The 26,558-nt window shown below is 61.0% G+C and carries 23 protein-coding genes and 2 riboswitches; of the genes, 7 read left to right on the top strand and 16 right to left on the bottom strand.

Translation table 11 applies throughout. The annotated features are described in order from the left end of the window. Positions 1-272 precede the first annotated feature (272 nt). On the top strand, positions 273-1,613 hold the full coding sequence (locus QMY55_RS13165) for an MFS transporter (protein ID WP_283484656.1): 1,341 nt from the start codon (positions 273-275) through the stop codon (positions 1,611-1,613). A 196-nt stretch (positions 1,614-1,809) separates the two neighbouring features. Here the strand turns inward: QMY55_RS13165 and QMY55_RS13160 are convergent, their stop codons facing one another. Next, positions 1,810-2,811, bottom strand: a complete 1,002-nt coding sequence (locus QMY55_RS13160) for a Bug family tripartite tricarboxylate transporter substrate binding protein (protein ID WP_283488951.1) — start codon at positions 2,809-2,811, stop codon at positions 1,810-1,812. 192 nt (positions 2,812-3,003) lie between these two features. On the opposite strand from QMY55_RS13160, the gene QMY55_RS13155 reads away from it, so the two are divergent. Beyond that, positions 3,004-3,915: a LysR family transcriptional regulator gene (locus QMY55_RS13155; RefSeq protein ID WP_283484655.1), complete on the top strand. Its 912-nt coding sequence runs from the start codon at positions 3,004-3,006 to the stop codon at positions 3,913-3,915. Positions 3,916-4,073: 158 nt separating this feature from the next. Here QMY55_RS13155 and QMY55_RS13150 read toward each other — a convergent pair whose 3' ends face one another. Next, positions 4,074-4,862, bottom strand: a complete 789-nt coding sequence (locus QMY55_RS13150) for an IclR family transcriptional regulator domain-containing protein (RefSeq protein WP_283484654.1) — start codon at positions 4,860-4,862, stop codon at positions 4,074-4,076. A 180-nt stretch (positions 4,863-5,042) separates the two neighbouring features. Here QMY55_RS13150 and pobA point away from each other — a divergent pair, with 180 nt between their 5' ends. From pobA to QMY55_RS13130, 4 genes are all read left to right on the top strand, one after another. Continuing rightward, positions 5,043-6,218: a 4-hydroxybenzoate 3-monooxygenase gene (pobA, locus tag QMY55_RS13145; protein WP_283484653.1), complete on the top strand. Its 1,176-nt coding sequence runs from the start codon at positions 5,043-5,045 to the stop codon at positions 6,216-6,218. A gap of 197 nt (positions 6,219-6,415) precedes the next feature. Continuing rightward, a complete protein-coding gene (locus QMY55_RS13140; protein WP_283484652.1) occupies positions 6,416-7,180 on the top strand; it encodes a 2OG-Fe dioxygenase family protein in 765 nt (254 codons plus the stop codon). A gap of 165 nt (positions 7,181-7,345) precedes the next feature. Next, positions 7,346-7,816 (top strand): hypothetical protein, encoded by a 471-nt coding sequence (locus tag QMY55_RS13135; RefSeq protein WP_283484651.1) that lies wholly within the window; start codon positions 7,346-7,348, stop codon positions 7,814-7,816. A 139-nt stretch (positions 7,817-7,955) separates the two neighbouring features. Beyond that, positions 7,956-8,393: a universal stress protein gene (locus QMY55_RS13130; RefSeq protein ID WP_283488950.1), complete on the top strand. Its 438-nt coding sequence runs from the start codon at positions 7,956-7,958 to the stop codon at positions 8,391-8,393. A 189-nt stretch (positions 8,394-8,582) separates the two neighbouring features. On the opposite strand, the gene QMY55_RS13125 is transcribed toward QMY55_RS13130, so the two are convergent. The 14 genes from QMY55_RS13125 to QMY55_RS13060 all read right to left on the bottom strand — a co-directional run bounded on the left by QMY55_RS13125 (position 8,583) and on the right by QMY55_RS13060 (position 25,757). Then, a complete protein-coding gene (locus tag QMY55_RS13125; RefSeq protein WP_283484649.1) occupies positions 8,583-9,566 on the bottom strand; it encodes a Bug family tripartite tricarboxylate transporter substrate binding protein in 984 nt (327 codons plus the stop codon). 593 nt (positions 9,567-10,159) lie between these two features. Beyond that, entirely contained in the window at positions 10,160-10,924 is a 765-nt protein-coding gene (locus tag QMY55_RS13120; protein ID WP_283484648.1) for an SDR family NAD(P)-dependent oxidoreductase, read from the bottom strand. Between the two features lie 94 nt (positions 10,925-11,018). Then, positions 11,019-11,720: an ABC transporter ATP-binding protein gene (locus tag QMY55_RS13115; protein ID WP_283488949.1), complete on the bottom strand. Its 702-nt coding sequence runs from the start codon at positions 11,718-11,720 to the stop codon at positions 11,019-11,021. An 11-nt stretch (positions 11,721-11,731) separates the two neighbouring features. After that, the gene (livG, locus tag QMY55_RS13110) at positions 11,732-12,499 is read right to left on the bottom strand and encodes a high-affinity branched-chain amino acid ABC transporter ATP-binding protein LivG (protein WP_283484647.1); all 768 of its coding nucleotides are present in this window, start codon (positions 12,497-12,499) and stop codon (positions 11,732-11,734) included. A gap of 52 nt (positions 12,500-12,551) precedes the next feature. Then, a complete protein-coding gene (locus tag QMY55_RS13105) occupies positions 12,552-13,790 on the bottom strand; it encodes a high-affinity branched-chain amino acid ABC transporter permease LivM (RefSeq protein WP_283484646.1) in 1,239 nt (412 codons plus the stop codon). Then, a complete protein-coding gene (livH, locus tag QMY55_RS13100) occupies positions 13,790-14,716 on the bottom strand; it encodes a high-affinity branched-chain amino acid ABC transporter permease LivH (protein ID WP_283484645.1) in 927 nt (308 codons plus the stop codon). The genes QMY55_RS13105 and livH overlap by 1 nt, the downstream gene beginning before the upstream one ends. A 100-nt stretch (positions 14,717-14,816) precedes the next feature. Then, on the bottom strand, positions 14,817-15,938 hold the full coding sequence (locus QMY55_RS13095; RefSeq protein WP_283484644.1) for a high-affinity branched-chain amino acid ABC transporter substrate-binding protein: 1,122 nt from the start codon (positions 15,936-15,938) through the stop codon (positions 14,817-14,819). 326 nt (positions 15,939-16,264) lie between these two features. Beyond that, positions 16,265-17,023: an RluA family pseudouridine synthase gene (locus QMY55_RS13090; RefSeq protein WP_283484643.1), complete on the bottom strand. Its 759-nt coding sequence runs from the start codon at positions 17,021-17,023 to the stop codon at positions 16,265-16,267. After that, entirely contained in the window at positions 17,020-19,218 is a 2,199-nt protein-coding gene (locus tag QMY55_RS13085) for a PAS domain-containing hybrid sensor histidine kinase/response regulator (protein WP_283484642.1), read from the bottom strand. Before QMY55_RS13085 ends, QMY55_RS13090 begins: the two co-directional genes overlap by 4 nt. A 312-nt stretch (positions 19,219-19,530) precedes the next feature. Next, complete coding sequence (gene gcvP / locus QMY55_RS13080; RefSeq protein WP_283484641.1) at positions 19,531-22,443, bottom strand: aminomethyl-transferring glycine dehydrogenase; 2,913 nt, start codon at positions 22,441-22,443, stop codon at positions 19,531-19,533. Between the two features lie 90 nt (positions 22,444-22,533). Next, the gene (locus tag QMY55_RS13075) at positions 22,534-23,085 is read right to left on the bottom strand and encodes a MolR family transcriptional regulator (RefSeq protein WP_283484640.1); all 552 of its coding nucleotides are present in this window, start codon (positions 23,083-23,085) and stop codon (positions 22,534-22,536) included. A 47-nt stretch (positions 23,086-23,132) separates the two neighbouring features. Next, the gene (gcvH, locus tag QMY55_RS13070) at positions 23,133-23,507 is read right to left on the bottom strand and encodes a glycine cleavage system protein GcvH (protein WP_283484639.1); all 375 of its coding nucleotides are present in this window, start codon (positions 23,505-23,507) and stop codon (positions 23,133-23,135) included. A gap of 119 nt (positions 23,508-23,626) precedes the next feature. Beyond that, entirely contained in the window at positions 23,627-24,766 is a 1,140-nt protein-coding gene (gcvT, locus tag QMY55_RS13065) for a glycine cleavage system aminomethyltransferase GcvT (protein ID WP_283484638.1), read from the bottom strand. Positions 24,767-24,844: 78 nt separating this feature from the next. Continuing rightward, a riboswitch (glycine riboswitch) is annotated at positions 24,845-24,959 on the bottom strand. 17 nt (positions 24,960-24,976) lie between these two features. Then, a riboswitch (glycine riboswitch) is annotated at positions 24,977-25,089 on the bottom strand. 116 nt (positions 25,090-25,205) lie between these two features. Further along, positions 25,206-25,757, bottom strand: coding sequence for a hypothetical protein (locus QMY55_RS13060; protein ID WP_283484637.1), 552 nt, complete (start codon positions 25,755-25,757; stop codon positions 25,206-25,208). Positions 25,758-25,966: 209 nt separating this feature from the next. Between QMY55_RS13060 and QMY55_RS13055 the strand changes: the two genes are divergently transcribed. Then, positions 25,967-26,500, top strand: a complete 534-nt coding sequence (locus QMY55_RS13055; RefSeq protein WP_283484636.1) for a 2,4'-dihydroxyacetophenone dioxygenase family protein — start codon at positions 25,967-25,969, stop codon at positions 26,498-26,500. Positions 26,501-26,558 lie beyond the last annotated feature (58 nt).

Genomic DNA, 26,558 nt, shown 5'->3' with positions numbered 1-26,558 from the left:
GGGATAGGCGTTTGTCCATTGGACATTTTGTCCAAGGTCAAGACTTCAGTTCTCAAAATCCGCTACGCGACAAGGGCTTAGCGTTGTCAGAGGTCTGCGCATTGAGGGGTGAGAAAGCTCTTGTAAATGTCAAAAGTCACCCCATGAGAGCCATCAGGTCAGGCGGTTGCCGACAGCACCGAGGGCAAAAACTCTATTGCAGCTGCACATGCTTGGGCGTAGAACGGAAGTGTCCGTGAGACAAGACAAGTAAGACAAGGAGCTGTATCTATATGAGTAGCATGAATCCATCCATTGGTCTTACTCAGCAAGACTATGACAACTCGGAAACGCTGGCCTATGCGGATACCGATGAGGATGTCACACCCGGTGAGATTGCGGTTGGCGTGATCATCGGACGCTCGTCCGAGTACTTTGACTTCTTTGTGTTCGGCATTGCTTGCGTGCTGGTGTTTCCATCACTGCTGTTTCCCGATCTGTCCAAGCTCGATGGCACGCTGGCGGCGTTTACCATTTTCTCGCTGGCCTTTGTGGCCCGTCCTGTCGGTACGGCGCTATCCATGGCTGTGCAGCGCCGCTGGGGGCGAGCCACCAAGCTCACTCTGGCCTTGTTGCTGCTGGGCGTCTGCACCGTGGGCATGACCTTCTTGCCCAGCTATGAAGTCGCCGGCATGAAAGCGGTCTGGGCGCTGGTGATCCTGCGCGTCGGGCAGGGCCTGGCTCTTGGCGGCACCTGGGACGGTCTGCCTTCGCTGCTGGCCATGTCGGCGCCCAAGGACAAGCGCGGCTGGTATTCGATGATCGGGCAGTTGGGGGCTCCGCTGGGCTTCATCATTGCCGCAGCGCTGTTCGCTTATCTGTATTCGAGCCTGAGTGCCGACGACTTTCTCAGCTGGGGCTGGCGCTTCCCGTTCTGCGTTGCCTTTGCGATTAACGTGGTGGCCTTGTTTGCTCGTCTGCGCCTGGTTGTGGGCCAATCCTACACACAGGCGCTGCAGGAGCGTGAGCTGGAGCCCGTCAGCGTCACACGTTTGATGGCCAGCGAAGGCCGGAATGTGATGATTGGCGCGTTTGCGGCGCTGGCCAGCTTTGCACTGTTCCATCTGGTCACCGTGTTCCCGCTGTCCTGGATCTCGATGTACTCGAATCAGTCGGTGACCGATGTATTGGTGGTGCAGATCATTGGCGCACTTCTGGCGGGGATGGCCATCATGCTCTCTGGCTGGCTGGCCGACCGTGTGGGCCGCCGCAATACGCTGGGCACCATGGCCTGCCTGATCGGTATCTTCAGTTTCCTGGCGCCCTGGCTGCTGGGCAGCGGTACGGTGGGAAACAATGTCTTCATCATTGTGGGCTTCATCCTTCTGGGATTGTCCTACGGGCAGGCATCGGGTACCGTGACCTCCAACTTCTCGCCTCACTTCCGCTACACCGGTGCGGCCTTGTCCACGGATATGGCATGGTTGATCGGTGCGGCGTTCGCCCCGTTAGTGGCCTTGGGGGTGTCGGCCAAATTCGGTCTGGTGGCCTTGGGTATCTATCTGCTGTCGGGAGCGCTATGCACGCTGGCGGCCCTGGGCATCAACCGTGCCATTGAGGCGCGCGACCAGTAACATACAGCTTGCTGTTCAACAAAAAAGCCCGGCGCTGAGCACTGGGCTTTTTTGTTGATGGAGTGGGGCATGAAAAAACACCCCAGCTCCCCACAGCGTGTGGATCGCGGCCCCTCCAAGAGGGGCACCTTGGGGTCGCCCGACGATGAAAAAAGCCGCCTGGGAAGGCGGCTTTTGATGTCAGGAACTCGGAAGATCAGTCCAGTGCCAGACCTGCCTTCTTGATGACATCACCGAAGCGCTTGCTTTCGGAAGCCATGAAGGCCTTGAACTCGGCAGGCGTGGGATTGAAGGATTCGTAGCCAAAGGCTGCGAACTTGTCCTTGACGTCCTGGCCTGTCAGGGCCTGGCGCACATCGGTGCGGATCTTTTCAATCACGGCGGGAGGTGTGCCGGGGCGCACGGCCAGGGCATTCCAGCCGATGGCGGTGAAGTCCTTGGGGCCGCCCGATTCGGACACGGTGGGCACGTTCTCGAAGCCGGCAATGCGGCTGGGCGCCGCCACGGCCAGGAAGCGCAGCTTGCCGCCACGCACCAGCGGGCCTGCAGTGCCCAGAGAGCCCAGGGCAAAGGTCAGCTCGCCATTGGCAACGCCCTGGTACAGCTGGCTGGTTTCCTTGTAGATGACGTGTTCCATCTTGGTGCCGGTCTGGTTTTCCAGCAGGGCCGAGCCCAGGTGCACGGGGTTGCCCACGGACCAGGAGCCGTAGTTGAGCTTGCCGGGGTGCGCCTTGGCGTCGGCAATCAGGTCGCCGATGGTCTTGTAAGGGCTGTTGACCGGCACGCAGACAAAGAAGAAGTTGCGGAACAAGGGCATCAGGATTTCGAAGTCCTTGTTCAAGTCATAGGGCAGCTTCTTGAACAGGTGGGGGTAGGCGGCGATGTGGACATTGTCCAGCTGGATCATGTCCGTGCCGTCGGTAGCGCCACGCTTGAATTCATTGATGGCGATGAAGCCGTTGCCGCCGGGGCGGTTTTCCACCACCACGGGCTGACCCCAGGCCCGACCCAGCTTGTCGGCCACCAGGCGCGACAGGCCATCGGGACCGCCGCCTACGGGGAAGGGGTTGATGATGCGCGAGGACTTGGTGGGCCACTTCAGATCGCCTTGGGCGAACGAGGGGGCTGCCACGGATGCGGCGATGGCGCCCAGTGCGAATGCAGCTTGGCGGCGGCTCATATTGAGCTTATGGGTCATTTTGTCTCCCTGGATAGGACTGTCGATGGTGAGCTGCGTGTTGTTGTCACGCATTGTTGATCTCGTCGGCTTGTTGTCTTGATTCTTCTATGCCCAGTTGTATCCCATTGTGTCACCTGGGATCTATCTGTGCAGTTCTACCTGAAGCTAGCAGCTATAGCAGAATGGCATGGCTTCTTGGAGGGTGGCGCGGTGAATTTGCAGCAGATAGAAACCTTTGTTCAGGTGGCGGAGGTCGGTAGTTTCAGCAAGGCAGCGGTGTTGCTGGATATTGCCCAGCCCGCGCTCAGCCGCCAGGTGAGAGCACTGGAGACGGAGTTGCGCGAGACCTTGCTGATACGCACCGGGCGCGGTGTGACGCTGACCGACGCGGGGCGCCGTTTGCTCGAGCATGGCCACGCCATCATGCAGCGCGTGGCCATGGCCAAGGAAGATCTGAGCAGTCAGCGGGACGAACCTGTGGGGCGCATCACCGTGGGCCTGCCGCCCAGTCTGGCGCGCCGGCTGACCCTGCCGCTCATCGATGGCTTCAGCCGCGAGATGCCCAAGGCAAGGCTGGCGGTGGTGGAAGGCTTTTCCGTGAATATCTCGGAATGGCTGACTTCAGGGCGTATGGACCTGGGGCTGGTCTACACGCCAGAGCCCCATGCGCATATCGAAGTCACGCCGATTCTGGAAGAGAGGCTGAACCTGATCGGCCCTGCGAGTGCGCTGGCCGGGCGTACCAGTATTCCTTTCGAGCATCTGGACGAATTTCCGCTGATCATGCCCCAGCGCGGCCAGATCTTTCGCAAGCTCATGGAGGCCCAGGCGACGCTGTCCCAGGTCAAGCTCAATGTGGTGTGGGAGGTGTCCAGCGTGCCGGCCATTCTGGATCTGGTGCGCGGTGGCTATGGCTTTGCTGCCTTGACCGACAGTGCCATGCACAGCCATGCCACGGACTCGGCCCTGGTCGAGGTGCCCATCAAATCGCCGCATATCGTCAGCACGCTGTGTCTGGTGCAGTCGGCCAAGAAAAAGTCCACGCCGCTGATTCGCCGCACGGCCGAACTGCTGCGTCGTCTCAGTGTGCAGGTCTGTTCTGTGGAGAGCGGGCATATCTAGGCCTCAAGCCCGGCGATCCCCTGGCGGTCCGGCTGCGCACATTCATAGTGTTTGCTATGGATATGAGGGCTGTTGGCGCTGAAGGTGCAATGAACTCAGACTCTCAGGCATCTGAAATTCATGCTGATCAAGCGCCAGCAGCTTTTAAAAACATAGCGTCAGACCAGCGGGCGCAGCGTTCGCGCGCCTTCCTGCAGCAAGGGCAGGATTTCCTGCTGCATGACCTGGCCGCTCATACGTTTGGCCGAGGTGACCATATTCAGAGCGGCGACGGTGCGGCCCTGCATATCGCGTAGCGGCACGGCCACGGCCTGAATGGCCAGTTCATGCTCTTCCTGCGCCAGGCAGTAGTCCAGGCGCCGCACCTCGTCCAGCACTTTTTTGAGGGCATCGATATCGGTGACCGTGTGCGCGGTCAGCTTGGGCAGGTCATAGGTGCGCAGCCATTCATCGAGCTCGACGGGCGATAGCGATGCCAGCAGCACGCGGCCGGTGGATGTGGCATGTGCGGGCAGACGCGTGCCCAGATGCAGGCCGTGGGCCATCAGCCGCTCGCCTTTTTCATGAACGGCGCTGCGCGCCACGATGACGACCTCACGCCCTTCGCGCACCACGCAGGAATACGACAGGCCGGTCTGCGCGGCCAGGCGGTGCAATATGGGCTGGACGATGCGTGGCAGCCGGGCCGAAGCCAGATAGCTGCCGGACAGGCGCAACACCTTGGGCGCCAGCCAGTAGTGGCTGCCATCGGTTTCCAGATAGCCCAGATGGGCCAGGGTCAGCAAGTGGCGGCGCGCTGCGGCTCTTGTGATGCCCGCACGCTCCGCGGCCATGGTGGCGTTCAGGCGCTGGCGCTCGGTGTCGAAACTCTCCAGCACGGCCAGGCCTTTGGCCAGGCCAGCAATGAAGTCTGCGGGTGCGATGGAGGCGGGGCTGCGGTCTGTCATGGCAGGGTAGGGTGAGGGTTTTGTGCGATTATCGATCTTGTTGTGCGATTATCGCGCAAACAAGTGCATGAACCCCGTGCCTTGATGCAGCACAAAACTTAGTCTTGCAGGCATGTCGCAACCGCTATTGCAAGCGAGCCGGTTGACGAGGTTTTGAGCCATAACAAGGAGTCATACATCATGCGCACACAAGTCGCCATCATCGGTGCAGGTCCCTCGGGTCTGCTGCTGGGCCAACTGCTGTACAAGGCAGGCATCGACAACATCATCATCGAGCAACGCAGCGCCGACTATGTGCTGGGCCGCATCCGCGCCGGTGTGCTCGAGCAGGTGACCGTCGACCTGCTGAAGAAGGCTGGCGCCGACAAGCGCATGAATGAGGAAGGTCTGCCCCATGACGGCATCGAGCTGCTGTTCAAGGGCAAGCGTCACCGCATCGACCTGAACGGCCTGACCGGCGGCAAGCGCGTGATGGTCTACGGCCAGACCGAAGTGACCCGCGACCTGATGGAAGTGCGTGCCGAAGAGGGTCTGACCACGGTGTATGAGGCCAGCAATGTGCAGCCCGTGGATTTCGAGAGCGACAAGCCCAAGGTGCGCTACGAAAAAGACGGCCAGGTGCATGAAATCGAATGTGACTTCATTGCCGGCTGCGACGGCTTTCACGGCATCTGCCGCGCCAGTGCCCCCCAGGACAAGATCAAGACCTTCGAGAAGGTCTATCCGTTTGGCTGGCTGGGCCTGCTCTCCGATACGCCTCCCGTGTCGCACGAGCTGATTTACGCCAACACCGAGCGCGGCTTTGCGCTGTGCAGCCAGCGCAGCGCCACGCGCAGCCGCTACTATCTGCAAGTGCCGCTGACCGACAAGGTCGAGGACTGGAGCGATGAGGCATTCTGGGAAGAACTCAAGAAGCGCCTGGACCCCGAGGCCCGTGCCAATCTGGTGACCGGCCCATCGCTGGAAAAAAGCATTGCACCGCTGCGCAGCTTTGTGACCGAGCCCATGCGCTTCGGCCGCATGTTCCTGGCGGGCGACGCTGCGCACATCGTGCCTCCCACCGGCGCCAAGGGGCTGAATCTGGCTGCTTCCGACGTTGGCTATCTGTCGCAGGCCTTCACGGAGTACTACCAAGACAAGTCCGAAGCCGGCATCGACCGTTACTCCGAACAGTGCCTGCGCCGCGTCTGGAAGGCCGAGCGCTTCTCCTGGTGGATGACCTCCATGCTGCACAACTTCCCCAATGAGGGCGAATTCAATACCAAGGTGCAGGAAGCCGAGCTGGATTACATCGTCCACTCCGAGGCCGGCTCTACCTCGCTGGCCGAAAACTATGTAGGCCTGCCCCTGGTGTAATTCGGCATTTGCATTGCTCTCATCACCGTGGTGATGAACGGCGGGCCCCGGACCTGGTGCCCGCCTTTGGCTGCCGCACTCCCGAGGGGGTGCAGGCAGTTTTTTCATCCATGCAATTTGGTTGATGCAGCCTTGCGTAAATTTTGCTGTTGCACCCGGGCTTCCGGGGCGCCTGCAGGAGTAAGCTAGCCGACCTTATGGCGCATATCTCGTTTCTTCCTCCCTACACAGCGGCCTGCGACGCCGCACAGTCCCTGCGTGCTCAGGGTTTTGCCGTGCTGAAGCCCGATGATTTTGCGCAATGGATGGGCGTGAATCTCGAGGAGCTGCAGGCCTTGAGTGCCGACTGGCAGACGCTGCCACCCGATGAATTCCTCAAGGATGGAGGTCGTTATCGACGCCGCCGCCATTCCTGCTTTGTCGCCAGGTCAGACGATCTGAGCCAGGTGCCGCACCGCGCGCACTGGCAGCCGGTGGAATACAACGCCTTGCACGGCGGCATGCAGCGCCTGTTTGCTCCCATGGAGGCGGCAACCGTGCAAAGCCAGGTCTGGGCACAAATGCTGCAGTCGCTGGCCGAGCTGTCGGACGAGGTGTTCTGCCCGGCGGGCCAGCATGAGCAATGGTTTGTAGAGGCGCACCAGTTCCGTATCGACACGGCGGATGGCATAGGCCGCCCAACGCCGGAAGGTGCTCACCGCGATGGCGTGGACCTGGTGGTGGTGGTGGTGGTACAGCGCCAGGGCGTCAAGGGTGGCGAGACGCGTGTCTTTGAGGCAACCGGTCCTAGCGGCCAGCGTTTCACCTTGACCGAGCCCTGGTCTGTGCTGCTGCTCGACGATGCCCGCATGATTCATGAAACCACGCCCATCCAGCCTTTGGGCGAGAGTGGCGTGCGCGATACCTTGGTGCTGACCTACAGGCGCGGCAACTTTCAAGGCGCTGAAGAACAGGTGGCCTGAACAAAAATGTTAGGTGTGTAGTTAACAAAGAGTCACGCATTTCTGCGGCATGATGCGCCACCTTGATGTTGTCAAGCCAAGAAAACCCGGCGAACAACCTCAGGCGACTCTTCACACCAACTCCAACAGGCCCGGGCTGCGCATCGTGTGCAGCCGATTTTCTGCATGAAACGTTTTCCTGCTTTTTTTCTGACCTCGCTTGCCGCTCTGGCTGCCATCGCAGCCTGCACGCCTTCTGAAGACCATTCCGTAAAGGCCTCCTTCAAGGAGCCCACGATCTACTTTCGCAATGGTCTGGAAATCACGGTGAACGACGAGGCAGTGCCGATTCATGGTTTGCAGGAATGCCCTTATGGACTGGCCGCACCGGCAGGCGCCGTCTCGGTGGTCGATGGTGCCAAGTGCATTCGTCTGGCTGACGACACCAAGGAAATCCAGGTGATGCTGGAGCTGCCATCGGGTCCGGTAAGGGAAGACTGGTCGGTGCGCCGCGATGCGCCAAGCCAGCCCAATGAGCCCGCGTTCAAGTATGTCTCGTTGCTGCGCCCCGACGGCTCTCGCATCACCATTACCGATAAATCGCACAAGCTGCTGGACAAGTGCTATGCCTATGACGCGGCTCATGTCTGCCTCTGAGCCATTGCGCCTCTGATTTCCCTTCGGGGTTGATGCAGGTCAGGACGCTGGGGCATGATGGGAGCAGACTCGCTTTGTTGAAACGGCGGCACCTGCATGCAGAGTCGCCAAGCTACCCAAAAAGGAGAAGCTCATGTCCATGTTCAATCACATCCTGGTTCCGGTTGATGGCTCCAAACCTTCGCTGCTGGCGGCACGCAAGGCTGCGGAACTCTCCAAGGTCTTTGGCAGTGCCGTGACGGCGGTGTACGTGGTCGACCCCTATCCCTTCACCGGTGTAGGCGCCGATTTCGCCTATGGCCAGTCGCAATACTTGAGCGCAGCGACCGCCGAAGCCAACACGGCCCTCGACGCCGTCAAATCCATCATGGAAGCCGAAGGCGTGAACGTGAACACCCTGGTTGGCGAAGGTCATGCCGTGCACGACGGCATCGTCAACACCATGGACAGCGTGGGCGCCGATCTGATCGTCATGGGTTCTCAGGGCCGCCGTGGCCTGGAAAAGCTGATGCTGGGCAGCGTCACCCAGCGCGTGCTGGGCGCCGTCAAGATTCCCGTTCTGGTTGTGCGCGAATAAGCGCATATTCCCCATGGCGATAAAAAGAAAGACCTCGCAAGAGGTCTTTCTTTTTATAAGAGTGGATTTGGTCCACTGGGCGCAGTCTATAAAACTGTCACGGCCCAAGCCAGGGCAGCAAGCAAGAGCCGCCTCGCGGCGATGCTGCCGTCCCCCTTTTAGGGGGGAGCAGCAAAGCGGCTCAGGGGGTTACTGAATGCTTGCGCCAGAAGCCTCAACGATAGCCTTGTTGGCCTTGAAGTCTGCCTGGAAGAATTTGTCGAAGGCTTCCACGCTCATGGCCTGTGGCTCGGCGCCCTGGGTCAGGATGGCTTCCTTGACTTCGGGCATGGCCAGCAGCTTGTTCACTTCGGCATTGACCTTGTTCACGATGGGTGTCGGCGTGTTCTTGGGCATGAAGATGCCGTACCAGGTGCTCACGTTGAAGCCCTTGAGGCCGGATTCGGCCAAGGTGGGCGTATCGGGCAACGAGGACGAGCGGGCTGCCGAGGTCACGGCAATGGCGCGCAATTTGCCCGATTTGATCTGGGCGATGGCCGAAGGCACGGAAGACACCAGCAGATCCACATTGCCGGCCAGCGCGTCCATCATGGCCGGGTTGGAGCCCTTGTAGGGCACATGGGTCAGCTGAATGCCCGAGGCCTTTTCCAGCATCACGCCAGCCAGATGAATGCTGGTGCCGTTGCCGGGAGAACCATAGGTGATCTTGGCGGGGTTCTTCTTGGCGGCGGCCACTACATCGGCCAGCGTCTTGTAGGGCGAGTTGGCAGCCGTGGCGATCACGATGGGGGTGTAGGCCACATGGGCTACGGGCGTCAGATCCTTGGTGGGGTTCCAGGGCAGGCTTTTGTACAGATAGGGGCCCAGAACCACATTGTCTTTCTGGCCCATGACCATGTCATAGCCGGTGGGGGCGGCCTTCACGGCTTCGGTGATGCCGATGGTGCCGCCCGCGCCTGCGCGGTTGTCGGGCACCACGGTCCAGTGGCTGACTTCGGTGAGCTTGTTGGAGATCACGCGAGAGAGGATGTCTGTGCCTCCGCCTGGCGGAAAGGGAACGATCATGCGAACAGGCTTGTTCGGGTAGTCCTTGACGGGGTCTTGTGCGGCAGCGGAAAAGCTCAGGCCGGTGGCCGCAACCATGGCGGTGCAGGTGATCAGTTGGCGAAACATGAAAAAGAAGCTCCAGAGACGATAAGGGTGTGCGGCGGCCTCGGCACCCGGCTTATGGCGGGGTGAGAAAACGGACGCGAACGGCTGTCAGGTCGGAGTGTCTCAGTGCGCAATATTCGGGATATGCGGGAATAGGAACGCTCCTGGCCCTGGGGCCAAGTCACGGAAGGTGGGCTTTTCGATGATCGGGGAGGGTGGTTCCGCCATCAATGGGTATTTGTCTTTACCGAAGAGACCTGCGCCATGCGGTACCGGCACGGCGGGTTGGCAATCGCGCGCGCTGCCTTGCAGGGTGGCTGCAAAAGCTAGCACGGTGGCAGCGTTCCGATCAGGTAGCGCTGCCGATGTGGCCCACGGCGCGGATTGCGGTTTTGCAGTTCAGCGCAGGCACTGACTCCAAAACAGGTGAACCATTCTGCCATGCCGATTGCCGCTGCCGGCGTATGTAGATACAAGATTCTGTGCGGGACGGACAGGCTTTTGTCATTGCGGCGGCAAGGCCTTGGTCTGTGTTAGGCGTCCAAAGCAAAAATAGCTGCCAGCGCAGAGGTGAGTTGCGCGGGCAGCTATGGTTTTGATGAATGTGAGGGTGCTCAGGGATTGCGCACGTCGGCCACAACCTGGGTGCCAAAATCCGGGCGCTCCAGCCAGGCCAGCACGCGAGCCGCTGCGTCCTGGGCCGAGCTCAGCTGGCCTGCAGAATGCAACTGGGAAAAGCGCTGCACATCGGGGAAGTCATCGCTGGCGGCGCTGCGCAAATGCACCTGCATGTCGGTGTCGATGACGCCCGGTGCCAGAGACACGATCTTTGCCCCATGGGGCTTGGCCGCTTCTTCCAGGGCCACACAACTGCTGAACTGGTCCATGCCGGCCTTGGCCGTGCAGTAGCTGGCCTGCGAGGCCATGGCGCGACGGCCCAGGCCCGAGGAGATATTGAGCACCTTGCGGGGCATGCTCCAGCTTTCGGTGGCGGCCAGAAATGCAGCTGTCATGGCCATCGGCGCCTCCAGGCCCACACGCAGCGCATTGATCATGTCTGCCGCAGGCAGCTGCGACAGTGGCGCAATCTGCGGAATCATGCCTGCGTTGTTGATCAAGGTGATGCTGGCCCAGTCACCGCTGTTGAGCGTGTCGATCCAGGTCGCAAGGCGCTGCGCTGCCGTGGCGCTTTGGGCCAGGTCCTGCTCCCATTGAAGGAGCTGGCTGGCCTCGCGGGCAGAAGCTGCCAGCTCGGAACTGGTCTTGCGAGAAATGCTCAGAAGGTGGTGACCTTTTTGCAGCAACTGCTGGCCCATGGCCAGACCCATGCCGCGGGAGCCGCCGGTCAGAATCGTCAAATGCTTGGTCATGCAGGCCATCTTACGGGCGATTCATGACAACAAAAAAAAGGCCTGGCGGAGAACATTCCCTGCCAGGCCCCTGAGGCGAGTGCGATTGGCTCCCTCGCTATCGTCAATGGCCCAGATAGGCCTTGCGCACTTCGTCGTTGGTCAGCAGATTGGCGCCGCTGTCTTCCAGCACCACCTTGCCGGTTTCCAGCACATAGCCCCGGTCGGCAATCTGCAGGGCGCGGTTGGCGTTCTGCTCGACCAGGAACACCGTCACGCCCGCAGCGCGTATGGTCTGGATGATCTCGAAGATCTGCGCAATGATCAGCGGCGCCAGGCCCAGTGTGGGCTCATCGAGCAGCAGCAGGCGCGGCTTGCTCATCAGCGCGCGGCCAATGGCCAGCATCTGCTGCTCGCCGCCCGACATGGTGCCCGAGCGTTGCAGGGCGCGTTCCTTCAGGCGCGGAAAGAGCTGAAACACATGCTCTATACCTTCGGCGATCTCGGTCTTGTTCAGAAAAAATCCGCCCATCTGCAGGTTCTCGGTCACCGTCAGGTCCTTGAAGACGCGGCGGCCTTCGGGCGAGATGGCAATGCCGCGGCGCATGATGTGGTGGGTGGACATCTGGGTGATGTCCTCGCCCTCGAACACAATGCGCCCGCCGCTGGCTCGCGGGTTGCCGCAGACCGTCATCAACAGCGAGGTCTTGCCCGCGCCGTTGCTGCCAATCAGGGTGACGATTTCGCCCTGATTGATATGCAGGCTGACCTGGTTGACCGCGCAGATAGCGCCGTAGTGGGTGGAGACCTGCTCCAGTTGCAACATATGCTGGCTCATCAGGCTTCTCCAAGATAGGCCTTGATGACCCGTTCATCGTTGCGAATGGCATCGGGCAGGCCCATGGCGATGGGCTTGCCGTATTCCATGACCAGAATGCGCTCGGACACACCCATGACCAGACTCATATCGTGCTCGATCAGCAGCACGGCCACGCCATATTGCTGGCGCAAATGGTCGATGAGCTGCTGCAGGTCCTTTTTTTCCTGGGGGTTTAGGCCTGCTGCGGGCTCGTCCAGCATCAGCACGCGCGGCTTGGTGATCATGCAGCGGGCGATTTCCAGGCGGCGCTGGTGGCCATAGGCCAGATTGCCGGCTTCGCGGTTGGCGAACTGGCGCAGGCCCATGACATCCAGCCATTGCAGGGCGTTGGCTATCTTTTCCTGTTCGGCCCGGCGATAGCCGGGGGTGTTGAACAAGCCGCCCAGCAGAGTGGCCTTGGACTGGCGGTGCTGAGCCACCAGCAGGTTTTCCAGCGCTGTCATGTTCTTGAACAGACGCACGTTCTGGAAGGTGCGCACCACACCGTGATTGGCCACCTGGTGGCTGCTCTGCCCGGCAATGCTTTGCCCGCCCAGCACCACGGAGCCGCCCGAAGGCTGGTAGAAACCGCTGATGCAGTTGAACACCGTGGTCTTGCCCGCACCGTTGGGGCCGATGATGGCAAACACTTCCTGCGGGCGCACGTTGAAGCCCACGTTGTCCACGGCCAGCAGGCCGCCGAAGCGCATGCACAGGTCTTTGACTTCCAGCAAATACTCGCTCATGCGCTTGCCCTGCCTGTGGTTGTAGTTATTGAATCGATAGCGTCACGGTCGATCATGACTGCACCTCCACCTGGTGGCGCTTCATGGGCAGCAGACCTTGCGGACGCCAGACCATCATGAGAATCATGACCAGGCCGAAGATCAGCATGCGGTACTCGGAGAACTCGCGGGCCAGCTCGGGCAGTACGGTCAGGATGATGGCCGCAATGATCACGCCCAGCTGCGAGCCCATGCCGCCCAGCACCACGATGGCCAGGATCAGGGCCGATTCGATGAAGGTGAAGGATTCGGGGTTCACGATGCCCTGGCGCGCGGCGAAGAAGGCGCCGCCGAAACCCGCGAACATGGCACCCAGCGTGAAGGCCGAGAGCTTGATCTTCATGGGGTTCAGACCCAGGGAGCGGCAGGCGATTTCATCTTCGCGCAGCGCTTCCCAGGCGCGGCCTATGGGCATGCGGATCAGCCGGTTGCTGATGAACAGCGTCACCATGGCCAGCAACAGGGCCATCAGATAGACGAAGATCACCATGTGCATGGAGTCGAACTCCAGACCGAAGAATTGGTGAAAGGTCGTGCCGCCCTCGGTCAGGGGCGAGCGGGTCATGGGCAGGCCCAGCACCGAGGGCTTGGGAATGCTGGAGATGCCGTCGGGACCGCCCGTGAAGCTGGTCAGATTGGTCAGCAGCAGGCGGATGATTTCACCAAAACCCAGCGTCACGATGGCCAGATAGTCGCCGCGCAGGCGCAGCACGGGAAAGCCCAGCACAAAGCCGAACAGGGCCGAGGCTGCGCCAGCCAGAGGCAGAGCTTCCCAGAACGTCCAGCCAGCCCAGTGGAACAGCAGCGCATAGGTGTAGGCGCCCACGGCATAGAAGCCCACAAAGCCCAGATCCAGCAGGCCGGCAAAGCCGACCACCACATTCAGGCCCAGGCCCAGCATCACGTAGATCATGGCCAGCGTGGCAATGTCCACCGCGTTGCGGCCGGCGAAGAATGGCCAGGAGGCGGCCATCATCAGCACCACGAAGATGACGACATTGCGCGTGCCCGATTTCATCTGCGGCATGGCTGGCAAGTTGACCTTGGGCAGCTTGCCGGCGAGCAGGGGCTTGAGCATCTGCACGACAAAGATGGCAAGGCAGGCCCAGCCGGTCATGCTCCAGTTGGGAGTGATGACGGTGCGCACGCCGGCGCGCTCCAGGTGCAGGCTGAAGATGGGGGTGACGACGATGGCTGTCATCACCGTGGCGATCAGCGCATCGCGGAAGGAGGAGGAAAAGCTGTACTTCATCAGACTTTCTCCACTTCAGGTTTGCCCAGCAGGCCCGAGGGACGGAACATCAGGATGGTCACCAGCAGGCCGAAGGCCACGATGTCCTTGTATTCCGACGAGATATAGGCAGCCGCAAAGGTTTCCGCCACGCCCAGGATCACTCCGCCCAGCATGGCTCCAGGCACGGACCCGATACCGCCGAGCACGGCAGCCGTGAAGGCCTTGATGCCGGCCAGAAAGCCGATGAAGGGGTTGAGCTTGCCCACGGCCAGCGCAATCAGCACGCCGCCGACGGCGGCCAGCATGGCTCCCAGGATGAAGGTGAAGGAGATGACCTTGTTAGTGTCTATGCCCAGCAGATTGGCCATGTGCATGTCCTGTGCGCAGGCACGCGAGGCGCGGCCCATGCGGGAATGCTTGATGTACATGGTCAGGGCAATCATCAGCACCACGGTCACCACGATGATGAGAACGCGGGTGTAGGGGATGAAGATCTCGAAGTTGTCACCCATGTGGAAGTTGATGGCCCCCGGCAGCAGCGAAGGCACGGCCATGTCGCGGGCACCCTGGCCCAGGGCGACCCAGTTCTGCAGGAAGATGGACATACCGATGGCCGAGATCAGTGCCACGAGGCGCGGGCTCTGACGTACCGGCTTGTAGGCCACCTGCTCCACGACCAGGCCGTAGACGCCGGTCACGAAGACCGAGACCACCAGCATCAGGCCGATGATGGCCCAGATGGGCAGGCCGCTTTGCGTACCCACCGCTGAAAGCGTGACGAGGCCTATATAGGCCCCGATCATGTAGATGTCACCGTGCGCGAAGTTGATCATGCCAATGATGCCGTAGACCATGGTGTAGCCAATGGCGATCAAAGCGTAAATGGCTCCGAGTGAGAGCCCATTGAATAGCTGTTGTATCAGCTGGGGAAAAATGTCTGACATGCAATGCCACCCTTGAAACAGGAAAAGGCCCGAGGGCCATATAGCAAGCATCCGGGGACATAGGGCCTTGGCCTTACGCACCCCGGAAGAAGCGGTGGAATTACTTGGCCAGGGACTTGCTGCCGTCCTTGTGCCACTGGAAGACCTGGAAGTCGAAGGAATTCAGGTCGCCTTGCTTGTTCCAGGACACGGGGCCCAGAACGGTGTCCACGCCTGTGGTCTTGTGCATCCAGTCGGCCACCTTGGCGGGGTTGTCACCGGCAGCCTTGATGGCGGCCAGCAGAGACTGGGTGGCAGCGAACGAGGTCAACTGGAAGGCGCCCGAAGCGTTGCGCTTCTTGTCCTGGAAGGCCTTCACCACGGCAGCGTTCTTGGGGTTGGCGGCAAAGTCGGCGGGCAGGGTCACCAGCATGCCTTCGACGGCAGGGCCGGCAATGGCGTTGACTTCAGGATTGCCCACGCCTTCCGGGCCCATCATCTTGACCTTCAGGCCCTGCTCGGCAGCCTGGCGCAGCAGCAGGCCCATTTCGGGGTGGTAGCCGCCGTAGTAGACAAAGTCCACGCCAGCGCCCTTGAGCTTGGTGATCACGGCGGAGTAGTCGCTGTCACCGGCGTTGATGCCTTCGAACAGCGCCACGGGCACATTGGCCTTCTTCAGGTCATCGCGCACGGCAGAAGCAATGCCCTGGCCGTAGGACTGCTTGTCGTGCAGCACGGCAACCTTCTTGGGCTTGATGTTGCTAATGATGAACTTCGCGGCGGCAGGGCCTTGCTGGTCATCGCGGCCGATGGTGCGGAAGATGAAGTGGTAGTTCTTGCCGTCGGTCAACGCAGGCGATGTGGCCGAGGGAGTCACGACCACCACGCCTTCGTTGTTATAGATGGGAGCAGCTGCAATGGATGCACCTGAGCAGACGGGGCCGACCACATAGCCGATCTTGCTGTTGACCACGCGGTTGGCGGCCACCGGGCCTTGCTTGGGTTCGCAGGCATCGTCCACGGGCACCAGTTCGATTTTCTTGCCGCCGATGCCGCCAGCCGCGTTGGCCATTTCAACGGCTGTGGTGGCGCCTTCCTTGACCATGTCACCGTACTGCGTCAGAGCGCCGGTCGTGGGGATGACCAGGGCGATCTTGATCTGGGCGTGGGCCGTGGAAAACAGGGCGGCGCCAGCCAGGCCCAGGGCTGCAACAACAGTGTGCATACGGAACGGAACGTTCATGTGGACTTCCTTCAACGTCGATAAGCGTTTATTCAAACAAAGCAGCCCACAGGGCTGCAGAAAGAAGTTCAGGTTAAACGAGTGGTTACCGAAGGCAACAGGGTATGCAGGGGCTGGCGTGAGGCTTGCCTTTTTGCTATGCCGGGCATAGCAGCTAGCGCAAACAGGCTATAGCTTGGGGTGCGATTGACGGGCATGAATTTGTGCCTATTTGCAAACGCTCTTAAAAACAGACAATTCACACCCGAAAGATGCCAATTTCAAGGTGATATGTTGCGACGCAGCAACTTCTTGTGGCCGTGGTGCGAAGCGGGTATTGATGTTGCTTAAAAGTCCGGCGCAGATTGCCGCTGCAATGTCTGCCCGCTGACCGGATGCGTGAACGCCAATTCGGCCGCATGCAGCAGCAGACGCGGTGCGCTGGCGGCCAATACCTGATCCGCATACAGGGCGTCGCCCAATATGGGGTGGCCTGTGGCGGCCATATGCAGGCGCAGTTGGTGGGTGCGGCCGGTCAGGGGGCTCAGCAGCACGCGGCTGCAGGGCTGGCCGCTGGCGCTGGTCTCATGGCCCAGCAGCTTCCACAGGGTCTGGCTGCTTTTGCCGGTTTCATGGTTGATGACGCGCAAAGGCCTGCGTTCCCAGTCGGCGGCAATGGGCAGGTCGATTGTGTTCCATCCCCCCTGAGCCGCTGCGCGGCCTCCCTCCTGGAGGGGGACGACGCCTTCGCCGAGAGGCGGCTCTTGCTCGGCGTCCCTGGCGAAAGGGGCGCTGCATGCGGCTGAGGGGAGGCGATCGATGCCCAGTCGGCCGGCGACCACGGCGACATAGCGCTTGTGAACCTGCCGTTCGGCAAAGGCCTGACCGAGCCGGCGTTGAACCTCGATATTACGGGCCATCAACACCAGGCCCGAGGTGGCTTGATCGAGCCGGTGCACCACCAGGGCATCGGGCCAGCGCTGCAGGGCGCGGGCACTCAGGCAGTCCTGCTTGTCCGGGCCACGCCCTGGCACGCACAACAGGCCCGAGGGCTTTTCGAGAATCAGCAGGCAGTCGTCTTCATAGTGGCAGATCAAGTCCGTCATGGGTTCAGCAGTTCGTGCACGGTCATGCAGAACTCCTGCACATCGTTGGGCTTGTGGATGAGGGCCTTGGCACCGGCGGCCAGGGCGGCCTGTTCGATTTCGGCCGTGACATAGCCGGATGCCAGTGCCACGGGCAGCGCGGGATGAATCTCCCTGACCTGCATCAGCAAGTCGACGCCGCTGAAGCCGGGCATGTTGTAGTCGGTCACCAGCAGGTCGTAGCGTTTGGGGTCGGCCTGCAGCGCCGCCACGGCCTCGCGGGGGTCGGTAAAGCCGCTGACCTGGTAGCCACGACGGCGCAGCAGACGCTGGAACAGAAAGACCAGGGCCTGATCGTCGTCCACATAGATGACGTGGCGTTCGGCAGCTGCGGGGCTCGGCGTGACTGGCGAGCTGGCCGCGGGTGCCGCAGAGGGCGTGCTCTGCTCGGCAGGGTGGCCGGCAGAGACGGGAAAGTACAGCATGAAGCAGCTGCCATGGCCGGGCTCGCTGTGCACATCGACGGCGCCACCATGGGTGCGCATGACACCATGGACCACGGACAGGCCCAGGCCCGTGCCCTGACCCACGGGCTTGGTGGTGAAAAAGGGCTCGAAGATACGGCGCTGAGTGGTGGCGTCCATGCCGGGGCCCGAGTCCTGCACCATGAAGACCATGTATTCGGCAACGGGCAGGCCCATGCGCTCGCAGTGATAGCTGTCGGGCGTCAGGCAAAATACCTTGAGTTGAATCTGGCCGCGTTCATCGCCCAGCGCCTGCATGGCGTTGTTGCAGAGGTTGAACAGCGCCTGCTCTACTTGAGTGGGGTCTGCCAGCAGGGTTGGCAGCTTGCCGACAGGTTCGTGCACCTGCAACTCGATGGCAGGCGGCAGCGACACGCGCAGCAGCCTCGCGGTATCCAGCATGATCTCGCGTACCTGCACCGGCCGGCGCTCGGGCTGGTCGTTGCGGCTGAAAGTCAGGATCTGACGCACCAGATCGCGCGCGCGGCGGCCGGCTTTTTCAATCTCACGCAGGCTTTCCTGTGCCGCGGGGTTGTCCAGGCAGTCGGCCTTGGCCAGCTCCACATTGCCGAGAATTGCTCCCACGATATTGTTGAAGTCGTGGGCAATGCCGCCGGCCATGGTGCCCACGGCCTGCATCTTGTGTGATTCGCGCAACTGGTTTTCCAGCGCGCCGCGCTGGGCTTCGGCGCGCTTGCGACTGGTCAGGTCGCGGGCGAACACCGTGGTGGTATCGCCGTTGGTGTGACGCTCGAACGAGATGCTGACCTCGACCGGAATCTCAAGCCCGTTGGAGGTGATGCCTGTCATCTCGCCCAGCACCGCCTGGGTGGTCAGCGGTGCAAAAGCCAGGGCGCGCGAGGCGTCGGGAAGAAACTGCTCAAGCGGCTTGCCCAGCGCGTCGTTGGGCGAACATAGAAACAAGGCCGCAGCCGTGGGATTGAAGACGGTGATGCGCTGGCGACTGTCCAGGCAGATGATGGCGTCGAGCGCCGAGTTGATGACCGATTCCAGGCGTCTCTCGCTGGCATAGAGCTGCTGGTTGCGCTCCTGCAGCGCCTGGCGCTCGGCCAGCAAAGGGCCTTGATTGACGACAGCGCACAGATATTGCAGCGTGGGCGGGCCATTTTGCTGGGGCACGGCCACGCCGGCCACATGCAGGTCGCCGCACAGCTGCTCGTTGTCGGTGATCTGAAAGACCACCTCGTGCACTTCTGCGCGCCCCGTGCCGCGGGCGCGCTCAAAGGCCTGCTCGACACGCAGCGCATCCTGTCCATGGACAAAGGGCTTGAAGTTGATCAGCAGCCGGTCTTTTTCCGTGGGTTGAAAAGCGCGGTGGGCCATGGCGTTGGCCTGTACCACCAGATCGTATTCGTCGACCACCAGCAGCGGCAGCGGAATGCTGGCAAACAGGGTCTCGAAGCGCTCCGAGGCACTTTCGGCCACAGCCTGGCTGTAATTGAGCACCTCGTTTTGCAGCTCCAGCTCGTGCTGGTAGTTGCGCAGCTCCGCGACCAGGGCGTGCAGCGGGTCGTCATCCTCGGGGATGATGGGGCGGATTTCTGTGACTGTGCCTGCTGCTGCGCCAAGGGGGGAGAGCAGTGCGTGCAAGGGCAGCTCTGCAGGCTCGGCGGAGGCCGTATCGGTCAAACCGATGGGCAAGTCGGGTGTTGAGGGCAAGGGCGAAGACATGGGGCTGCGGACCCGCAGGCTTGGATGGGCTTGGCAGTGTAAGCTGCCAGTGAGGCGCATCACAAGCACTTGCGCTTGCCGCTGTCTGGTATTGGCGCGGCTGACCAGGCCGTGGAGCGGATTGGCGTAGGCTTCAGTTCAGCTCTAATTTTCGTAGCTGGATGCGCAATATGGTATTGAGGTGGCAGCTGTTTTCGTCAATGAAATGGTTCATGAGCAGAGCTGCCGGACTGGTGGGGCGGACAACTCGGATGGCGCCGGGGTGAGACGGCGGCGCGAGCGGCTTGCCCGCGCCGGCGGTCGTTGGCAGGTTTACTTGGCGGAATCCGCAAAGCTCTCCATGGGCACGCAGCTGCAGAACAGATTGCGGTCGCCATAGACGTTGTCCACGCGGCCCACGGGGCTCCAGTACTTGGCGCGACGCAGAGCGGGCACGGGGTAGGCTGCGGCTTCGCGGCTGTAGCTGTGATTCCAGTCGGCGCTCAGCAAGGTTTGCGCCGTATGCGGTGCGTTCTTGAGCAGGTTGTCGTTCTGGGGCTGTCTGCCGGCTTCGATCTCCGCGATCTCGGCGCGGATGGCGATCATGGCGTCGATAAAGCGGTCCAGTTCGTACAGGCTTTCGCTCTCCGTCGGCTCCACCATCAAGGTATTGGGCACGGGAAAGGACAGCGTGGGCGCATGGAAGCCGTAGTCGATCAGGCGCTTGGCCACGTCTTCGGCCATCACGCCGCAGGTCTCCTTGAAGTGGCGCAGATCCACAATGCACTCGTGTGCCACATGACCATATTCGCCCGCGTACAGCGTGGGGAAGTGCTCCTTGAGCCGCGCGCTGATGTAGTTGGCGTTGAGGATGGCGGTCTCGGTCGCCAGCTTCAGGCCGGGTTCGCCCATCATGCGTATATACATCCAGCTGATAGGCAGCACGGCCGCATTGCCCAGTGGCGCTGCGCTGACAGCTCCTACTTTGCGAGTGTCTCCTGCCGTTGCATGGCCGGGCAGGAAAGGCACCAGGTCTTCCACCACGCAGACGGGGCCTACGCCGGGGCCGCCACCGCCATGGGGGATGCAGAAGGTCTTGTGCAGATTCAGGTGGCTGACGTCGCCGCCGAACTCGCCGGGCGCGGCCAGGCCGACCAGGGCGTTCATATTGGCGCCGTCCACATAGACGCGGCCGCCATGGCTGTGAACCAGCTGGCACAGCTCCTTCACCTGGGTCTCGAACACGCCGTGCGTGCTGGGATAGGTGATCATGATGCAGGCCAGATTGGCGCTGTGCTGCTCGCACTTGGCCTTGAGGTCGTCCATGTCCACATTGCCGTTGTCGTCGCACCTGGTGACGACAACCTGCAGACCCACCATCTGCGCGCTGGCGGGGTTGGTGCCGTGGGCGCTGCTGGGAATCAGGCAGATATTGCGATGTGCTTCGCCGCGTGATTCATGGAAGGCCTTGATGGCCAGCAGGCCTGCGTATTCGCCCTGCGAGCCCGCATTGGGCTGCAGGCTGATTCCCGCGTAACCGGTGGCCTGACACAGCCAGTCGCGCAGTTGCCGGTCCAGTTCGGCATAACCCTGCAACTGACTGGCGGGTGCAAACGGGTGCATGTTGGCAAACTCGGGCCAGGTGATGGGAATCATCTCGCTGGTGGCGTTGAGCTTCATGGTGCAAGAGCCCAGAGGGATCATGCTGCGGTCCAGCGCCAGATCCTTGTCGCTGAGGCTGCGGATATAGCGCAGCATGGCGGTTTCGGAATGGTGGGTGTTGAAGACCGGGTGACTTAAATAAGCCGAGTTGCGCTGCAAGGCTTCGGGGATCAGCGAGGCCGGGCCTTCGTCCATGGCTTCGATGGTGGGGATCTGCTGGCCGTCCTTGGCGAAGATGCTCCAGATCAGCTCCACATCGGCGCGGGTGGTTGTTTCGTCCAGGCTGATGCAAAGGTACTCGTTCCAGGCTTTTCGCAGGTTGGCGCCCTTGGCAACTGCACGGGCAGCTATGGAGTCTGTAGCGTCCCTGGTGTGCAGGCTGATGGTGTCGAACGCCGTGTCATGGTGGTGGGCCGTATAGCCCAGTTGTGCCAGACCTCGGCTCAGGATGGCCGTGAAGCGTGCCACACGCTGGGCAATGCGCTTGAGACCTTGCGGGCCGTGGTAGACGGCATACATGCTGGCGATCACGGCAGGCAGCACCTGGGCCGTGCAGATATTGGAAGTGGCTTTCTCGCGGCGTATGTGTTGCTCGCGTGTTTGCAGCGCCAGGCGGTAGGCGGGCTTGCCATGCACATCGACGCTGACGCCGACCAGGCGGCCGGGCAGGCTGCGCTTGTACTCGTCGCGGCAAGCCATGAAGGCCGCGTGCGGGCCGCCCGCGCCCATGGGCATGCCAAAGCGCTGGGTATTGCCCACCACAATGTCGGCATCCCATTCGCCGGGTGGTGTCAGCAGGGTCAGGGCCAGCAGGTCGGTGGCGACGATGGCGGCGGCCTGCTTGGCGTGGATGGCCTGCACATCGGCCTTCCAGTCCACAATCCAGCCGCTCGAAGCCGGGTACTGGATGACGGCGGCAAAGAAGTCGCCTGCCAAAGCAGCTTCCCATTCCTGTTTGCTGTTGGCTACCAGCACCTCGATACCGATGGGCTGGGCTCGGGTCTGGATGACTTCGATCGTTTGCGGGTGCAGATCACCGGCCAGCACAATGCGGTTGCTTTTGGACTTGACCGAGCGCCTGGCCAGTGTCATGCCCTCGGCGGCGGCCGTGGCCTCGTCCAGCATGGAGGCGTTGGCGATAGGCATGCCGGTCAGGTCGGTCACCATGGTCTGGAAGTTGACCAGTGCCTCCATGCGGCCTTGCGAAATTTCGGCCTGATAAGGGGTGTAGGCCGTGTACCAGGCGGGGTTTTCGAGGATGTTGCGCAGGATGACACCCGGTGTGTGCGTGCCGTAGTAGCCCTGGCCGATAAAACTTTTCAGAACCTGGTTCTTGCCGGCGATGGTCTTGAGCTCGGCCAGTGCAGCGGCTTCGGTCACCGGAGCGGGAAGATCCATGGGCTTGGCGCGAGCGATGGAGTCGGGCATCACATCGCGAATCAAGGCATCCAATGTGGGCTTGCCGATGGCGGCCAGCATTTTCTGTTGCTCATCGGCATCTGGGCCGATATGGCGGGGAATGAATTCGCTCGCGTTTTCCAGAGACTCCAGCGAAGCGACAGGGGCGGGGGGCGACATCAGCATGGGAGGGACCTATTCTCAAATACTGTGACTGACAGTTTGCATGCCGGGCATGCGTGAATGCCATATGCCTCAAGACATACAGCCGGTGCTTCAAGCAGCGCTGGCTTGTTCCAGCGCGGTGTTCATCAGAGCCAGGCGTTCGCTTTCCTGGTCGGCATATTCCCAATCGGGATATTTGCTGCGTGCCACGGTGTTCAGCCATTGCTGGCAGGCCAGGGCAAGCAGGGCCTGCTTTTGCAGATCGGCATCGATGCTGCCGGTGATCTTGAGCTGACCAAAGGCAGTGGCCACATGGGCGCGGCAGACCGAGCGCAGATAGCTCTGGTTCATGTCATCGCGAGCCAGCCACTGGGCCCTGGCCGCATCGTCACGGGTCAGCATATCCTTGGGCACAGGCAGATCCCAGTCGCTCAGTTGCTGGCGCAGAAAGCGCGAAGCCTTGACGGGCTTGCCGTGCGCCTGCTCCTGATACCACTCTTCAAGAGCGGCCAGGGTGTCGCTGCCGTCATCATTGCCGAAGGGGCTGAAATCATCGCCGCAGTCGTAATAGAAGTCCTGACCTGCAATGCGCACAAAGGCCGGATGGCTGGTTTCGCGAGCAAGGCCGACTTCAGAGTCGTCGAAGTACAAAGTGGTGTTCATGGCAGCATGCAAAAACGGCCTTTGCAATGCAAAGGCCGTTGATATGCTTAGTTGTCCTTGGCGAAATCGTTGTAGGCGGTCTCTTCCATCAGGCCTTCGAGCTCGCCCACATTGCTCATCTTGACCTTGAAGAACCAGCCCGCAGCCAGCGGGTCGCTGTTGGCGAGCGAAGGGTCATCGCGCAGGGCTTCGTTGACTTCGACGATCTCGCCGGTCACGGGCATATAGACGTCGGCTGCCGCCTTGACGGACTCGACCACGCCAGCCACATCGCCGGCCTTGAAGGTGGCGCCCACGGCAGGCAGGTCCACAAACACAACATCGCCCAGCGCGTCTTGCGCATGAACGGTGATGCCGACGATGGCGGCATTGGTGTCAGCGGCGTTGATCCACTCGTGTTCTTTGGAAAACTTGATGCTCATGGAGGCTCCAGATGGGGGATTCAGGGGGAATCAGAGATTTGAGAAAGGTCCAGTGCGCACTTTAGCGGCGTTCTGAGCACTGTTCGGCAAACTGGTCTGTCTCTTGTGCGTGGGCAGGCTTAGCCGCGGAAGTAGTTGGTGGGCACGAACGGTGTGGCCACAACTTTCATGGGCACGGGCTTGCCGCGCACCATGGCAAAGATTTCGGTGCCCGCGGTCGCGTAGTCAGGCTCTACATAGGCCAATGCCACGGGCTGGTTCAGCGTGGGGCTGAGCAGGCCGCTGGTGATGTGGCCTATGTGCTGACCGTCCATGTTTTCCAGCACCGCAGGTTCGCGCACGGGAATACGCTCGAGTGCAATCAGACCCACGCGCTTGCGCTTGAGTTGTTCGGGATTCTGCAACTGCTCCAGCACGATGCTTGCGCCGGGAAAGCCGCCTTCGCGCTCTCCGTCGCTGCGGCGCACTTTCTGGATGGCCCAGTTCAGAGCGCCTTCCACCGGGGTGGTCGTGGTATCTATGTCATTGCCATAGAGACACAATCCTGCCTCCAGGCGCAGCGAATTGCGCGCGCCCAGGCCCACAGGCGCCACTTCGGGCTGAGCCAGCAGGGCTTCGGCAAAGGCTTGGGCAGCATCACCTGGCAGCGAAATTTCAAAACCGTCCTCGCCCGTATAGCCACTGCGCGTGATGTAGAAGTCCTGGGCCTGCCAGCTGAAATGATTGCCGGTCATGAAGACCAGGGTGTTGACGCCCGGAATCAGGCGCTCGAGCACGCTTGCCGCTTTGGGGCCCTGCAGTGCCAGCAGGGCGCGATCGGGCAGGGGAATGACTTCGCAGCGCTGACCGATATGCGCCTGGATATGGGCGATGTCGGCCTGCTTGCAGGCACCGTTGACGATAAGGAACAAGTCATCGCCACGGTTGACGAACATCAGGTCGTCCAGAATGCCGCCTTGCTCATTGAGCAGCAGGCCGTAGCGCTGCTTGTGCAGGCCCAGGCCTATGACATCCACGGGCATCAGCGACTCCAGCGCGGCGGCGGCATCGGGGCCGCGCAACAGCAACTGGCCCATGTGCGAAACATCGAACAGGCCGGCGGCCTTGCGGGTATGCAAATGTTCGGCCATCAGCCCCTGCGGATACTGCACCGGCATGGAGTAACCGGCGAACGGTACCATGCGGGCGCCCAGTTTCTGATGCAGGGCAAACAGCGGTGTGGAACGCAGATCGGAATCGGAAGAAGTGGCAGCAGTCACAGGCAAGCGCTCCGGTGGTCAAACCAAGATGAGTGGCCATGCACGGCTGAACCCCAAAGGTCATGCCGTGAATGGCGGGCTTGCCCTGCTGTCCGCTTTACCTGAGAGATTCACCACGCGATGAACACGAGTGGTTTGCTCCTTCGGTGGATGCCAGCGCTGGTGTCTGGCATCTCTCTCCAGCAAGGAACGCTGGGCCTTATTGGCTTGCAGCGCTTGTCAGTCCTTTTGCCTGAGCGTTTTGACAGCCGCTATGAGCTGTCTGCGCCTTCGGCGGTGCCGGACGGCTTGAAGCCGCTGGCACTCTCTCCTGACCAGTGGAATTCTAGCTGCCGAATACCAGGCCGCACCACTGCAATTTGCCGGATATGGGGTTTTCGATGAAGGAAAAACAAGAGTAGCCAGCATCTATGTTTCTCGGGACGAGGATACAAAGGTCCTAAGGTGCGCTATCCGGGCCTGCAGGGATGGGCTGGGGTGGGAATATCAGCTCATAGGGCTGCTCGACGCAGCTGGTGACGGCATGGCCCTGGCGCATGCCGGGCTTGAACTTCCAGCTCCTGAGCGACTGTGTGATGGCTTTCACGATACGCGGATCGGTATCGGCAGGCAGATAGGCCACACGGCCCAATTCGCCCTGAGGTGTCACTTCAAGCCTAAACACCACCATGGTGCGCAAGCCGTCGGGAAACCAGTTGGCGCGAATGACCGGCGATTTGCGGTAACGGGCCTGTGGGCCCGGGTCCATCTGGCTTGAGGGCGTGCAATCGGCAGTGACCCAGGCCGGCCAGTCCGGGCGTTTGTCGCTCGAAGCCAATGATGCAGGTGTCGGTGTCGACTTGGGCTCGATTGCCGGTATGGGCTGCGATGGGTCCGTCTGTTGCGAAACGGCGGTATTGCCGCCAGGCGGCGTGCTGCAGCCAGCCAGCAGCAGGGTGCCCAGTGCGATGCCGAAGACGGCGAGATGGCGTGAAGTGCGCGAAATTTCCATGGCGACATTCTCGGTCAGGTCCTGGGCATTTCCGATATTGCTCGTGGTATGGATCGATCTGATGCGGAGGGGCTGGCCGCATTCATGTTCAGGTGCGTTATTTCAAGGCGTGTCCAAACGAGTCAAACGCCATGTCCGGCAGAGGAAAATCAGAAATTTTCTGATGGATAGGATTATGACGTCCGTCAATTTTTATCCAAGGAGACAAAATGCCTGAAAAAGCCACGAATGAATTCTGGAAATATCTGAAGCCTATTCCCAATTGCTTTCAGCCTGATGCGCAACCGGAGGTTTATATACAGAATGCGCCTACTGAAGATGAACGCTATTACGTTCCTTTCACCGAAACTGTTTTCTCTCGGCCCCTCTGGATTTCTCCATCGCAAAATAAGTGGTGCGATATCCTGATGGCCAAGGAAGCTGGCTTGGTGAATCGCCATTACCATCCGCACGAAGTATTCGCCTATACCATTTCCGGGAAGTGGGGCTATCTGGAGCATGACTGGACGGCCCACGCCGGAGACTTTGTCTACGAGACGCCTGGCGAAGGCCACACGCTGGTGGCCTATGAGCACGAGCAGCCCATGCGAGCATTCTTTATCGTCAAGGGGCCGTTGATCTGGCTGGATGAGGATGGCAAACCCGATGGATATTTTGACGTCCACAGCTATATCGACCTATGCCGAAAGCATTATGAGAAGGTCGGTATAGGTGCAGATTATGTGGATACGCTTTTCCGTTAATTATTAAAAATATCAACAATCCATCAAAAAAATGCGGGCATTTCATGTGAGGTGAAGT

The sequence above is a fragment of the Comamonas resistens genome, from assembly GCF_030064165.1.
GTDB lineage: Bacteria > Pseudomonadota > Gammaproteobacteria > Burkholderiales > Burkholderiaceae_C > Comamonas > Comamonas resistens.
Note: the sequence above shows the minus strand (reverse complement) of the source record. Positions and strands in the feature narration are given on the sequence as shown.